Origin of the sequence: Neptuniibacter marinus (genome assembly GCF_001597725.1) — a bacterium.
Taxonomy (GTDB): Bacteria; Pseudomonadota; Gammaproteobacteria; order Pseudomonadales; family Balneatricaceae; genus Neptuniibacter; species Neptuniibacter marinus.
Window position 1 is genome coordinate 20,941 of the sequence record NZ_LUTR01000020.1, and the last position, 14,590, is coordinate 35,530.

Genomic DNA, 14,590 nt, shown 5'->3' on the forward strand with positions numbered 1-14,590 from the left:
AACGGCAGCGCATCTGGTAATTTGCCTGCCTTTCATGCTAAATGCATTTCTTGCATTAATAACACGGGCAAGTGAAGTCATCCTAATGATGGCTTACGCAAAAGAGTGAGGCAGCGCTTATGCCAAACAAGAGCGAATCTTTCACACATTTTGATCCTTACCAGATTACTGAAGGTGAGGAGTACATGAATGAAAAGCACAAAGAGCACTTCCGCAATATTCTTGGGGCTTGGAAACAAGAACTCATGGAAGAGGTGGACAGCACTATTCACCATTTACGGGAAGAGCCATCCAACTTTGCAGACCCAAGTGACCGAGCCAGTCAGGAAGAGGAATTTAGCCTCGAACTTCGAACTCGTGACCGTGAACGCAAGTTGATTAAAAAAATCAATGAATCATTGGATCTTATCGATGAGGATGAATATGGGTACTGCGATGCTTGTGGCATTGAAATAGGTGTCCGCCGTCTTGAAGCTCGTCCAACAGCGTCACTTTGCATCGATTGCAAAACGTTGGCTGAGATTAAAGAAAAACAACTCGGTCGCTAGTCCGATATAGAGCCAGCCCAAGGCTGGCTCTTTAGGATAAACCTTGTGACCTATATCGGTCGATTTGCCCCATCCCCAACAGGGCCTCTTCATTTTGGCTCGCTAATCGCCGCGTTTGCCAGCTTCCTTGACGCTCGAGCTAACGACGGCAAATGGCTACTTCGCATTGAAGATCTTGACCCACCCCGCGAACAAACGGGTGCAAAAGAGCAATTCCCAAAAATTCTCGATGCTTTTGGCCTCTATTGGGATGAAGAAATAAGCTTTCAAAGTCAGCGCCACAACTACTACCAAGATGTTCTAGATACCCTATTATCAGAACACTATGCCTACCGCTGCGATTGTTCACGAAAAGAGATTTTAGCGCGCAGTAACAGCACAGTTTATGACCGTCACTGCTTGTTAAATCCCCCTAACAGCGACGCACAATGTGCCATTCGTATTAAATGTAAAAACATCTCGATCAGTTTCAATGACCAAATCCAAGGCCCATACCTTAGCTCCCTAAGTCAGAGCGGTGATTTCGTTGTTTATCGGCGTGATAATCTATACGCTTATCTACTCGCAGTCGTTGTTGATGACTATCTACAAGGAGTGACTCACGTGGTTAGAGGCTCAGATCTACTCAATGAAACTCCGCGACAGATCCACCTACAACAACTACTCGATTATCCAACACCAGCCTATGCCCATATCCCTGTCGCGAGTAACACACAGGGCCAAAAGCTCAGTAAACAAACATTTGCACCCGCGCTGAAGTTAGATAATCTCGTTCCCTCCCTATTCAACGTGCTTGTATTTCTAGACCAACAACCACCGAGCGAATTACTCGATGCAAGTAGAGATGAAATTATTCGTTGGGGAATTGAAAACTGGGATCTAGAAAAGATTAGCCAAACGCTAGCCAAACCGGTCGATAGGAGCGAATAATTTATGTATTTTCATCGCTTACTTATCCTGTTAGTAATTATGCTTTATTTAGTGGTTCCTCTTGTTATTGATAGCTGGCAAAGCATGGATACACCTTGGTTTTTACCTTATATCATTTGGCTGGCGGTTATTGCCATCGCCTTCCTAATTGATAGGAAACGCTCCGATGTTTAGTTTGCCCTCCCTAATATTAATTGGCGTTGCCTACCTATTATTCCTCTTTGGGACCGCTTACCTAACTGAACGAGGAGCTCTACCCAAACAGATCGTCCGCCACCCTTTAACCCATGTGCTTTCTATTGGTGTTTATGCCAGTGTTTGGACCTTCTATGGTGCCTTCAGCCTAGCCAAGGAATCTGGCTATAACTTTTTTGGATCCTATTTTGGCCCAGTACTCACATTCCTATTAGCCCCAGCATTACTTATCCCGATCTTACGCATAACCCGTACTTATCAACTAAGCTCCCTACCCGACCTATTTGCTTTTAGGTTTAGAAGCGGGGCAATAGGTACTTTAACTGCACTCATATCCGTATTCGCCACGCTGCCCATGCTATCGATTCAGATACAGGCAGTTTCCGATACGCTTTATATACTGAACGATCAATTTAGCGCGAATCAGATCAGTATAGGGTTCTGTTTTATTATTGCGCTATTTTCGATTCTATTTGGGGCGAGACACGCTTCATTAAGAACCAATCACCACGGTTTGATGGTCGCGATGGCAGTGGAATCCGTCATTAAGCTAAGTGCGTTATTGGTCATAGCAGGCTTCGCCATTTTTGGCATATTAGGCGGTATAGGTGGTACCGAGAGTTTCATCACAAACCACCCTGAGGTACTAGAACAACTAAAAACCCCCGTTAACAGCGAATCTTGGCGTACGCTTATATTAGCCTTTTTCACCGCCACGATTGTAATGCCCCACACTTTTCACATGCTGTTTACCGAAAACGCCTCGGATGAAACACTCTACAAAGCCACTTGGGCCATGCCCCTTTTCCTACTTTTACTCGCTTGTTCAGTTCCCCCTATCATTTGGGCCGGACAATCCTTAAACGTCGGTGGTGATCCACAATTTATTATCCTAAATATAGGACTACTATTAGATTCTTCATGGTTAACCGTTTTAGCTTTTATCGGTGGGCTATCAGCAGCCAGTGGTATTATGATCGTTGCCACGGTAGCACTTGCCTCCATGCTACAAAACCATGTGATCTTACCCCTTATACCAAAACCTAAAACATCTCGTTTTTACGCACGTCTACTTTGGCTTAGACGTATACTAATCATGGCGATGATATTAGGTAGTTATCTGTTCTACCGTTTAATAGGTAACCACTTCGACCTCCATCAAATGGGAATTGTCGCTATAGTTGCCTTTCTGCAATTTCTACCGGGGTTACTTGTTACCCTTTTTTGGCAACACGCTAATCGCTGGGGATTACTACTAGGCTTGCTATCAGGTATGGGAATCTGGCTATTCAGCATGCTTATCCCCGTATTGAGTGCATCACCTACAGAAACACTACCCTTCAATATTAACGATAGTAATTGGGATCATATTGCGATCCTTTCACTGTTGGTGAACACAGCGGTTATGAGTATTGTTTCGCTTTTTACTCATCAATCGACGGAGGAATCCCAAGCCGCTCAAGCGTGTTTAATGAATGCACTCCAAAAAACAAACACAACCAACTTACGAGCCTCCCGTATCAGCGATTTTACGGAGATGCTAGCCTCTAGGCTGGGGCGAAAAGCAGCGGAAAGAGAAGTTCAGCAAGCCTTAGAGAGTATGAATATCCACCCAGACAGTATTCGTCCGGTTGATCTACTTCGACTACGGGCCATGCTAGAAAACAACCTTTCTGGATTATTAGGCCCAGTAGAAGCCGCCGCTTTACTCGAACCTATTGACCGTCCAGCTGACCCCATGGGAATCGGTTTCAAAGCCAGTAATGTGCACTTAATTGAAAACCAATTAGAAGACTATCAATTACAACTAACCGGCCTTGCCGCTGAACTTGACGAAATGCGACGCTACCACCGTCTAACCCTACAAAAACTACCTATAGGCGTATGCACTTTAGATACAGAAGGTCAGGTACTGTTTTGGAATCATGAGATGGAGCGTTTAACGCATATACGCAACGAAGAGGTGATCGGCAGCGCTCTAAGTAGTAACAGCAACCCTTGGAGCCAAGTACTAGAACAGTTCGTAGATGCGCCCATTGCCCACCAGCTAGGGCAAAAGCTTATTATTGACGGACACACGCACTGGTTTAGCCTACATAAGTCGATTCTTAAAGAACGCAGAGATATTGGCATGGTTATCCTATTGGAAAATGATACAGATACAAAAACCATGCAGGACAAACTGGCACACAATGAGCGTTTAGCCTCCATTGGTCGCTTTGCAGCAGGGGTTGCTCACGAAATAGGTAATCCAGTGACTGGCATCGCCTGTTTAGCACAAAACCTTAAACTTGAAACAGAAAACCCTTACATCCTTGAAACCGGCGATCAAATCGTTGATCAAACCAAACGTATTAGTCGGATAGTACAATCATTAGTCCGATTTGCTCATGCCGGAAGACCGGAAGCTGATCGTGAACAATTGCCCGTCTCTCTCGCTCAATGCGCAGAAGAAGCAATACATCTCCTATCATTAGATAGCCACGGCAAACATTTAAAATATATTAATCATATCCCGAATAATTTAAGGGTCATGGGTGATCCACAACAGATGCATCAGGTGTTTGTGAACTTATTACAAAACGCCAGCGATGCCTCAAAAAACCAAGACACTATATGGCTCGAAGCAGAAGAAACAAACGAAGTTGTAATTTTGCGTGTAACCGATGAAGGCAGCGGTATAACAGCAGAATCTCAAGACCGGCTCTTTGAACCCTTCTTTACAACAAAAGATCCAGGTCAAGGTACCGGCTTAGGACTATCATTAGTCTATAACATAATCGAAGAGCATTATGGTAGTATTGAGATACTAAGCCCGGCCAACAAAAAACAGAAGAAAGGCACTCAAGTGGCAATAACGCTCCCGCGTCTGAGATGGACAGAAGATCCTGACCGCGCGAGATAGTGGGATGTAAGGTAGAGAGCCTATGAGCCGTATTCTGATTGTAGAAGATGAAACAATTATTCGAGCTGCGTTACGCAGGTTACTCGAAAAGAACGATTTTAATGTTGATGATGCCGCATCAGTTGATGAAGCAACCAGTCGTTTCAAATTAGACGATTTCAATCTAATCATCAGCGACCTGCGCCTGCCAGGCGCTCCCGGCACAGACCTTATCTCTTTAGCTAAATCCGTTCCCGTACTCATTATGACCAGCTACGCTAGCCTTCGCTCAGCAGTTGATGCGATGAAACTCGGCGCAGTAGATTACATTGCAAAGCCATTTGATCATGATGAAATGCTGCACTCTGTAAGAAAAATAATTGAAAACAATATAGCTAACGAATCTCAAGCCCCTTTAGTAGAAAGCGATAATGGTTCTACAGATCAAACTCAGATTTTTGGTTCTTGCCCACCTATGCAAGAACTTGCAAAACGCATCACAAAAGTGGCTCGCACCAATGCAACGGTCCTTATTCAAGGGGAATCGGGAACAGGTAAAGAGCTAGCCGCTCGCTCTATTCATGAACAAAGCACACGTGCCCATATACCAATGGTATCGGTTAACTGTGCCGCTATACCTGAAAGCTTAATAGAATCAGAACTTTTTGGTCATGAAAAAGGCGCGTTTACCGGTGCAAATACAGGTCGCAGTGGACTTTTAGAAGCGGCTGATGGCGGCACATTATTCCTAGATGAGATTGGAGAACTCCCCCTCGAAGCTCAAGCAAGGCTCCTGCGCTTTTTACAAGAGGGTGAAATTCGCCGCGTCGGCTCAGTCCACTCAAAGAAAGTAGATGTGCGACTTATAGCAGCAACTCATCGAAATTTAAAAGAGCTCGCCAAGCAAAATAATTTCCGCGAAGATCTCTATTACCGGCTTTATGTAATGGAGTTACGTATCCCACCGTTAAGAGAACGCGGTTCAGATATCCTTGAAATTGCAGATAAAATGCTTACCAATGCTTGCCAACGAATGAACTCAGCTGAGTCACATTTTTCTCATGAAGCAAGACAAGCTATGCGCACCTATCGTTGGCCAGGTAATGTCCGAGAACTAGAAAATGCAATTGAACGTGCTGTAATTCTTGCAGAAGGCACTGTAATTAGTTTAGAAGACTTAGGTCTGGACATACCTAAAACCTCTTTGGATGAGCTAGAAACTCAGTTTGCAGCAAGAACACAACCCGACCTTTCCTTAAGTACTAAAGAACAATCCAACTTATCCCTTGATGATTACTTCCAACGTTTTGTTATAGAAAACCAAGATAAATTGAGTGAAACAGAACTAGCAAAAAAACTAGGGGTGAGTCGAAAGTGTTTATGGGAACGCCGCCAAAAATTAGGCATTCCTCGTAAAGCACGAAAATAAACAAATACATTATAATTCAATTAGATAAAGGTATAACACCTCACCCGCAACGGTAACAAAGCAGGTGTTACCTTACTACCCACGCAGCATAACTTAGCGTAACAACTAGTAACAAAATAAGTACCAAAGTAGATGACGCAATAACAACAAAATAATAACACCATGTTTTAAAAGGACTTTTAAAAGCTGGCATATGTCATGCACTCTATTAGTTCGAAAACAAAAAGAAGCACGCTTTAAAATCTAGACCACCAATAAAAATAAAAACTGGAATTAGAATTTAAAAGCATCCGCCTCGAATAAAAATAATAATGAGGTTTAGTAAAGCTGATCGTAGCGAAGTTGTAACGATCTAGAAGGCTCTTAGAAAAAATAACAACAAGCTAAGAAACATATATAGCAGTTGTTACCTGAGATGCGGTCAGCTATTCCATCCCCCTCTTTCCGAATAATAATTGAAACCAGCTAGCACTCCCATTACACCCTCTATCAATGGTATGATTGCGCACCCGATTTTTTATAAGGGAACGGCTAAAAGGATCATTACCACTTAAAATCCTTCTAAGACACCTAGCCTACAAACCCTCATACTAGATATTAAATTTGTATTAAATAGGCACTAAATTGCTTAAAACCATTAGCAAAGCGCTGGGTAAAGTATTCCGCGGCAACCCACAAACAAAAAATGATGATGGCTCAATGCCGACTTCTGCAATAATAACCGAAGCTAAAAAGCACCGGATAACAGAAGAAGAGCATAAAATTCCCCGTCGACTTTTAGATGACAACGCTCTTAAAGTAGCCTATCGCCTGCAGGATGCAGGCTATGACGGTTTACTAGTCGGGGGCTGTATTCGTGATTTATTACTGAATAAAAAACCTAAAGACTTCGACGTTACAACTAACGCTCACCCAGAAGAAGCGGCTGAGCTATTCCGCCGCGGTCGCCTGATTGGCCGTCGTTTTAAACTTGTTCATGTCCGTTTTGGTCGTGACTTAATAGAAGTTGCAACCTTTAGAGCGAGCCATGATAGCCAGCCAGAAGATGGCTCCGGTGAACAATGCGATAGCGGAATGATCCTGCGTGATAATGTTTATGGCACTATAGAAGATGATGCCCTACGCAGAGATTTTACAGTTAACGCGTTATATTACTGTCCGAAAGACCATTGCGTATACGATTTCACCAACGGCTTCGAAGATTTACAAAAAGGCGTGCTGCGCATGATCGGCGATCCAGAAGATCGCTATAAAGAAGACCCTGTTCGCATGCTAAGGGCTGCTCGCTTTGCTGCTAAACTTGATTTCACGATTGATCCCGCATCGGAAAGCCCTATTCGACCTTTAGCGCCCATGCTAAAGCATATAGCTCCGGCTCGTTTATTTGATGAGACATTAAAGTTATTTCAGTCTGGGCATGCACTTAAATCCTACCAGCAACTTCGACGTCTTGAGCTATTTGAACCTCTTTTCTCTCAAGTCCAAGTCTTACTGGACGATCCTCAATTAGATGTCCCTATGGAAAGGCTTATTGAGAATGCATTAAAAAATACAGACCGACGCTTAGCACAAAGAAAAAGTGTAACCCCTGCTTTTCTGTTCGCAGCAATCCTCTGGTATCCCACACAGAAACGTATGCAAAAGTTAATGCGTGAGAAAAAAATGCCTCCACTGCCCGCTTTGCATGAAGCAGCAAATCAGGTCATTGCGGAACAGGTGCGTTCTACAGCCATTCCTCGCCGCTTTTCGACTCCAATCCGAGAGATCTGGGAGATGCAGTTGCGCTTGCCTCGCCGTCAAGGTCATCGCGCTCATCGTCTAATGGAAATGCCAAGATTCAGAGCCGCTTACGACCTACTTCTCCTGCGGGAAAATAGCGGGGAACAACTTGATGGGTTAAGTCAATGGTGGACAGATTTCCAAAATGTGAATAGCGAAGCACAAGCCGAAATGCTGAATGGCTTAGATAAAATAGATAAGCCTCGCCGTACACGCCGAAAAAAAACATATAAACCAAAAAACGAACGCTCAGGCAATGAAAGCTAAGTTCCGTTGTTTTATTGGTTTAGGTAGTAATTTAGACGATCCAATACAGCAAGTATCAAGTGCGTTAAACGAGCTAGCATTACTAGACAAGTGCGAACTAATTAACGCATCGTCTTTATACGCCTCAGCACCCGTCGGCCCACAAGACCAGCCAGACTTTATTAATGCAGTAGCAGAGATAGAAACAGAGCTCTCCCCTGAAGCTTTACTAGATCAGCTACAGCTTTTAGAGCAAAAGCACCAACGCATCAGGGAAAAACATTGGGGCCCAAGAACACTCGATCTTGATATCTTGCTCTACGGTCATCAGATCATAGAAACCGAGCGCCTTATTATTCCCCATCCCTATATGTATGAACGTAGCTTTGTTCTATACCCCTTAGCGGAAATTAATCCGAACCTTTCTATGCCAAAAGGCTTACCTTTATCTGAACTATTAACAGCATGTCCTATGGGCAGCCTGCTAAAGATATAGGTATAATCGCGCCAACGCGTAATATTAGGAAGCTAATTCCATGAGCAAAATAACTCTGCACACGTTGTCATCAATGAAAAAAGCAGGCGAGAAGTTCGCAGTTCTAACTGCCTACGATGCTTGTTTCTCTCACCTGATCAGTTCTGCTGGTACCGAAGTTATTCTGGTAGGCGACTCTTTAGGTATGGTACTTCAGGGAAACGACAGCACACTCCCTGTGACCGTTGAAGAGATGGCTTATCACACCCAGTCGGTTGCCCGAGGCAATCAGGGTAGTTTAATCATGGCTGACCTCCCGTTTATGAGCTATTCAACACCTGAACAGGCGATGGACAGTTCCGCGGCACTTATGCAAGCCGGTGCAAACATGGTGAAGCTAGAAGGTGGCGCATGGCTTTCTGATACAGTATCTATGCTGGCAGAACGCGGTATTCCCGTCTGCGCTCATTTAGGCCTAACACCACAAACCGTAAACAAGCTCGGCGGCTATCGCGTTCAAGGGCGCGATACAGAAAGCGCCAAGCAGATGCTGAATGATGCCGTCTTATTACAAGATGCTGGCGCAAGCATTATCTTATTAGAGTGCGTACCTTCACTTTTAGCAGAAGAGATCACTTTAGCGCTCGATATTCCTGTTATTGGTATCGGTGCTGGGTCAGATACCGATGCACAGGTATTGGTTATGCACGATATGCTAGGCCTCACACCCGGCCGAAGCCCTAAGTTTGTTAAAAACTTTATGCAAAATGCCGACAGTATTGAAGCTGCTATATCCCTCTATATTAAAGAGGTTAAAGATGGCACTTTCCCCGCACAGGAACACGGATTCGAATAAGCATGCAAACTATACACTCGATTGCCGAATTACGAGCTGCTCTCAAACAGGAGCGTTTGCAAGGTCGGCGCATAGGTTTTGTTCCTACTATGGGCAACCTACATGAAGGTCATCTACAACTAATAGACCAAGCAAAGTCCACTAGCGATATTGTTGTCTCCTCTATTTTCGTTAATCCGCTACAATTTGGCGCAGGTGAAGATTTAGACAGCTATCCTAGGACACTTAAGCAGGATCAGGAAAAGCTATCCTCCCGAGGTTGTGATTACCTATTTGCGCCTACAGATGCAGAGGTCTATCCCCACGGTCGAGAAGCCCAGACACAAGTTGAAGTGCCCGTTATCTCAGACATGTACTGTGGTACAACACGCCCAGGGCATTTCCGTGGAGTCGCTACCGTTGTTTGTAAGCTTTTCGGTATGGTACAACCTGATGTTGCTATCTTTGGCGAAAAAGATTTTCAGCAATTGATGGTCATTCGTCGAATGACCGAAGATCTTAGTCTGCCTGTTGAGATCCAAGGTGCCCCCATTGCTCGTAATGATAAGGGACTCGCTTTAAGTTCCCGTAACGGCTATCTAACACCATCAGAACTTGAGACTGCCCCTCTACTTAACCAAACACTGCAAACAGCTAAGACAGCGATTGTGAGTGGCAATAAAGCCTTTAACGAAATAGAAGAGCAATCTCAAGCTACTCTAGAAGCTGCTGGTTTTAAAAGAGATTATTATAAGATCTGCCGCCGAAGTGATTTACAACCAGCAACCGACACAGATCATCAAATTATTATTTTAGCTGCAGCTTATATAGGGGCAGCTCGTCTTATTGATAACCTTCAAATCGATCTATAAATCACATCCCGAGCGAGGAAGCCTCGCTCGGGACCTGCTGAATTAGCTTAGTTTTCATATTTCTTAACTCTACCCTCCTCGCTTTTATTTTGCAGCGCAAAATATCTAATCATCAACGTAAGTCTTATAAGCCCCCTACTTTCGTGGCTTGACAAGCAGGGCTCTGGTCGCGCAGACTGCAAGAACGATGAGTTCCTGCAATGCAATAAAAACTATATGAATAATATTGCTGCACAGAAAAACGGTTTTTAAACCAGTCATGCAAGATGGAATGACATATAAAGGTTTTTGTATAAATGCCGCTTTTCACCTGAAACAATCAAGTCATCTATATGGCTTATGATCATCGTGAATGAATTTTGTACATAGCTAAGCTAAGAGGCATTTCGAATGCGTGACGTTGTAATTGTTGCTGCGGGCCGTACCGCAGTTGGTACGTTTGGTGGTTCCCTTTCTAAAATCGCTGCATCTGATCTAGGTGCGACAGTAATCAAAGGCTTAATCGAGAAGGTTAACTTAAACCCTAATCAAGTAGACGAAGTTATTTTAGGTCAAGTTTTAACAGCAGGTTGCGGTCAAAATCCAGCACGCCAAGCAACTCTAAATGCGGGGCTACCTAACTCAGTATCCGCGCTAACGATCAATAAAGTATGCGGCTCAGGTCTAAAAGCCATTCAAATGGCAACACAAGCGATTCGCTGTGGTGATGCAGACATTATCATTGCGGGCGGTCAAGAAAACATGAGTGCGTCACCACACGTTGTACCTAATTCACGTAATGGTGCACGCATGGGCGACTGGAAAATGGTCGACTCCATGATTAAGGATGGCCTATGGGATGCTTTCAACGATTACCATATGGGTATCACGACTGAAAACATCGTAGATAAATATGGCTTTACTCGCGAAGAGCAAGATGCCTTCGCATCAGCATCTCAAAACAAAGCAGAAGCTGCAGTAACAGCTGGTCGTTTTAAGGATGAGATCATCCCTGTAACGATCCCACAACGTAAAGGCGACCCTATCGTATTTGATACGGATGAACAACCACGTTTTGGCTGCACACCCGAAGCACTGGCTAAACTACGCCCTGCCTTCAAAAAAGATGGCTCGGTAACTGCTGGTAACTCATCAACTATCAATGACGGCGCTGCGGCCGTGATCGTTTGTTCTGCTGAGAAAGCAGTTGAATTGGGCCTTCCAGTTCTTGTGACAATCAAAGCTTACGCTTCTGCAGGGATTGATCCAGCCATCATGGGTACAGGCCCTATCTGCGCAACTCAAAAAGCACTAGAAAAGGCAGGATGGAATGTTGATGACCTTGATCTAATCGAGGCTAACGAAGCCTTTGCTGCTCAAGCAATGTCAGTCAACAAAGACCTAGGCTGGGATACTGACAAGGTTAACGTTAACGGCGGCGCCATTGCTCTTGGCCACCCAATTGGTGCTTCAGGCTGTCGCATCTTTGTAAGTCTTCTACATGAGATGGCTCGACGCGATGCTAAGAAAGGCCTAGCGACACTCTGTATTGGTGGCGGTATGGGTACAGCATTAGCCGTTGAACGTAGCTAATAGCGATAAGAGGGGTTAATTAACGCCCCTCCCTTACATAAAAAAACCGCAGTTCTCTGCGGTTTTTTATTTAATTCACACTGATAGGCAATAGCTACGCCTCTGCGATTGCTCCCTTACCAACCCCTTCATACGCTTTAACCATCACCCGGTCATTGGGGTAACTTAACTTGATCTGCTTCGCCAAATGGGAGGCAATCAATTCCACCGTAGAATCCGTATCGATTATGTAACAAACCCGAGCAGGCAAACTAATTTCAAACCGGCCCTGCGGGGCTTGGTAAGCATAGTTATGCTCATCATCACTCTGGGATGTTACATGGGACTCTGAGCCTATGTATATATCCTTAAACCGCTCCGCCCATTCCGCTTCTAAAGATCTATCCCGCTGTCCATTGATGAACAACTCAATTTTAGAACGATGGCCATGAGCGATGCGCTGACAATTACCATCATGCTTCTGCAAGCCATGACTGTAATGATAAAAAGCCCCATCAATTTTTTCCGGTACAAAGCGAATGGTTAAACCCTTAACTTCGCCGGGAAACAACTCAAGCAATTTTCCCTGACACCAATCAGCCAGTGTAGCTTCGTTAATCTCAGCCATATCCACTAAACAGATAGCCGCTTCAGGCGAGCAACAAGAAAAGCGTTCGCCATTAGGATAAGCCCACTCAACCGCTGTATAACCGGCATCAACCCTATACGCCAACTCTGGCAACCCCGTTGGCACAACCAACGCATGATCAATCCAAAGATCAAACCACTTTTTAACTTCTTTTTTAACAATACCAAAATCACAAATCATCCCTTGATCATTCAAGCTGCCATCAAGCTCCAGCTGGACAAGCCACGACTCTCCCAATAACCCTCTTTGAGGGTGCAAATAGGAAAAATCTACATTGGTAAGGTTATCTACAAACAATTTCACAAGCGGGCTCCACGGTTAAGGCGCGTATATTAGCCTAAAATGCGCAGCTAAAAAACGCCGCAGGCTGTAGGGGATAAGCTCCTTCAGATATAATAGCTGCTTTATTCCATACTTCACTCACCGAGTTACTAAAAAGTACTTACATGCGCCTAGATAAATACCTTTCCCAGTCTTCTGGTTTTTCTCGTAAAGAGGTTCGCCGTTTTCTTAAAATAGGCGAAGTCACACTCAATGGCGAAGAGGTATCCAATCCAGCCTTACACATAGATGAGATTGAAGATGAGGTCTACCTCAGTGGCTATCCACTAGAAGCCCCAGGGGAAAAATACCTGATGTTGAATAAACCTATAGGCTGCGTCTGCTCCAATGATGACGGAACACACCCTAGTGTTTTAAGTTTTATCGATCTACCTAGAGCTAACGAGCTTACGATATGCGGCCGATTAGATGTAGACACCACGGGGCTTGTGCTTATTACAACCGATGGCCAATGGGCACATAGAATCACCTCACCAAAACATAAAACCGGCAAGCTCTATCAAGTCATCACTGCTGACCCTATCCCTGAAGATGCGATAGAAAAGTTTGCGAAAGGGCTGACTCTTATCAATGACAAAGTTCGCACTAAACCAGCAGAATTAACCATTGTTAGTAGCCACGAAGCCGAAGTCATTTTAACTGAGGGGCGCTATCATCAAGTTAAGCGCATGTTTGCTGCTATTGGTAACAAAGTAGAAGAGCTACATAGAGCTAAAATAGGCCAAATTGAACTTGATGAAGAACTAGAGCTTGGTGAATATCGCTTTTTAACTGACGAAGAGATCAACAGCATCCGATGAGTGATTCAGCTTTTCCTCTACTCGCTCCCTATATTAAGAGCGCAAAAACAAAAAGTCTGTGGCTAGCGGATGAAAATTTACTTGCCGCCAACCTTCAGCCTAACGATGCTGTCACCTGCATTACTAATCGTTTAGACCTTCAAGCTCAATTACAACGACAAGGGTGGACAACATTTTTCTCCGACTATGACCTCTCCATTATTGAAGATAATAGCTTGGAGCGTGTCATTTATAGAGTATCTAAAGAGAAACTAGTTGCCCACCATCTGATTAATGAAGCCTATCGCTGCCTAAAAGTTGGTGGCGAACTAATTCTTGCCGGTAATAAAAACGAAGGCATAAAAACCTATTTCACAAAAGCTAAAAAGCTTTTTGGTATGGGGGAAAGCAGTAAAAAAGACAAAGACACATGGCTCGCCCAACTCATAAAAACCAACGAACACAGCGACGACATCCTAGATGATAAAAACTATCACCAACTGCGCACAGGTTGTACCGATGATAAATTTGAGTACCAGAGCAAACCGGGGATCTTTGGCTGGGATAAAATAGATAAAGGCAGCGCTTACCTAATAGAACATTTAGATAGCTTTTTGATGACCCTACCTGAACCTCCTAAAAGTGCGCTAGATCTCGGCTGCGGTTATGGTTACTTATCCCTCAATCTTACACACTTAGACATCCCCGTAACGGCCACAGACAACAACGCTGCAGCTATTATTGCTTGTGAATGTAACTTTGCCCGCTACCCCATCAATGCGAAGGTCATCGCCGCTAACTGTGCACAAGGCATTAGTGAAAAGTTTGATCTAATTGTCTGCAATCCGCCCTTCCATGCAGGCTTTGCTGTAGATGGCGACTTGACCGATCGCTTCCTTAAAGCTGCCCATGATCACCTCAATGAACAAGGGATTGCTTGTTTTGTTACAAACATGCATATCCCATTAGAACGCAAAGCCCTCAAATACTTCCATCAAGCTGAATGTATTATGTCTAATGGTAACTTCAAGCTGATCCGTCTAACTCACAAGATGTAAGCTATCCACAGGCTAGCA

13 protein-coding genes are annotated in these 14,590 nt (G+C 44.2%); 12 read left to right on the plus strand and 1 reads right to left on the minus strand.

The window, feature by feature from the left end; all coding sequences use genetic code 11:
- Window positions 1-119: 119 nt before the first annotated feature.
- From dksA to A3774_RS12700, 10 genes are all read left to right on the plus strand, one after another.
- Window positions 120-548: an RNA polymerase-binding protein DksA gene (dksA, locus tag A3774_RS12660; protein ID WP_067868099.1), complete on the plus strand. Its 429-nt coding sequence runs from the start codon at window positions 120-122 to the stop codon at window positions 546-548.
- Window positions 549-593: 45 nt separating this feature from the next.
- Entirely contained in the window at window positions 594-1,478 is an 885-nt protein-coding gene (gene gluQRS / locus A3774_RS12665) for a tRNA glutamyl-Q(34) synthetase GluQRS (protein ID WP_067868101.1), read from the plus strand.
- A gap of 3 nt (window positions 1,479-1,481) precedes the next feature.
- Window positions 1,482-1,652: a hypothetical protein gene (locus A3774_RS16665; protein WP_156473713.1), complete on the plus strand. Its 171-nt coding sequence runs from the start codon at window positions 1,482-1,484 to the stop codon at window positions 1,650-1,652.
- The gene (locus tag A3774_RS12670) at window positions 1,645-4,578 is read left to right on the plus strand and encodes an ATP-binding protein (RefSeq protein ID WP_067868103.1); all 2,934 of its coding nucleotides are present in this window, start codon (window positions 1,645-1,647) and stop codon (window positions 4,576-4,578) included. The genes A3774_RS16665 and A3774_RS12670 overlap by 8 nt, the downstream gene beginning before the upstream one ends.
- Window positions 4,579-4,600: 22 nt before the next feature.
- Entirely contained in the window at window positions 4,601-5,986 is a 1,386-nt protein-coding gene (locus tag A3774_RS12675; RefSeq protein ID WP_067868107.1) for a sigma-54-dependent transcriptional regulator, read from the plus strand.
- Window positions 5,987-6,610: 624 nt separating this feature from the next.
- On the plus strand, window positions 6,611-8,032 hold the full coding sequence (gene pcnB / locus A3774_RS12680) for a polynucleotide adenylyltransferase PcnB (RefSeq protein WP_067868110.1): 1,422 nt from the start codon (window positions 6,611-6,613) through the stop codon (window positions 8,030-8,032).
- Window positions 8,022-8,507, plus strand: a complete 486-nt coding sequence (gene folK / locus A3774_RS12685) for a 2-amino-4-hydroxy-6-hydroxymethyldihydropteridine diphosphokinase (RefSeq protein ID WP_067868115.1) — start codon at window positions 8,022-8,024, stop codon at window positions 8,505-8,507. Before pcnB ends, folK begins: the two co-directional genes overlap by 11 nt.
- Window positions 8,508-8,547: 40 nt before the next feature.
- Window positions 8,548-9,342, plus strand: coding sequence for a 3-methyl-2-oxobutanoate hydroxymethyltransferase (gene panB, locus A3774_RS12690; protein WP_067868117.1), 795 nt, complete (start codon window positions 8,548-8,550; stop codon window positions 9,340-9,342).
- Window positions 9,343-9,344: 2 nt separating this feature from the next.
- Window positions 9,345-10,193: a pantoate--beta-alanine ligase gene (gene panC / locus A3774_RS12695; RefSeq protein ID WP_067868120.1), complete on the plus strand. Its 849-nt coding sequence runs from the start codon at window positions 9,345-9,347 to the stop codon at window positions 10,191-10,193.
- Window positions 10,194-10,583: 390 nt separating this feature from the next.
- Window positions 10,584-11,765 carry an acetyl-CoA C-acetyltransferase gene (locus A3774_RS12700; RefSeq protein WP_067868123.1) on the plus strand — a complete coding sequence of 394 codons (1,182 nt, stop codon included), beginning with the start codon at window positions 10,584-10,586 and terminating at the stop codon, window positions 11,763-11,765.
- 94 nt (window positions 11,766-11,859) lie between these two features.
- Here the strand turns inward: A3774_RS12700 and A3774_RS12705 are convergent, their stop codons facing one another.
- On the minus strand, window positions 11,860-12,696 hold the full coding sequence (locus A3774_RS12705) for a 6-carboxytetrahydropterin synthase (RefSeq protein ID WP_067868126.1): 837 nt from the start codon (window positions 12,694-12,696) through the stop codon (window positions 11,860-11,862).
- Window positions 12,697-12,839: 143 nt separating this feature from the next.
- Here A3774_RS12705 and rsuA point away from each other — a divergent pair, with 143 nt between their 5' ends.
- Together rsuA and A3774_RS12715 are read left to right on the plus strand one after the other, a co-directional pair.
- The gene (gene rsuA / locus A3774_RS12710; protein WP_067868130.1) at window positions 12,840-13,535 is read left to right on the plus strand and encodes a 16S rRNA pseudouridine(516) synthase RsuA; all 696 of its coding nucleotides are present in this window, start codon (window positions 12,840-12,842) and stop codon (window positions 13,533-13,535) included.
- Entirely contained in the window at window positions 13,532-14,572 is a 1,041-nt protein-coding gene (locus A3774_RS12715) for a methyltransferase (protein WP_067868133.1), read from the plus strand. Before rsuA ends, A3774_RS12715 begins: the two co-directional genes overlap by 4 nt.
- The last annotated feature ends 18 nt before the right edge of the window (window positions 14,573-14,590 follow it).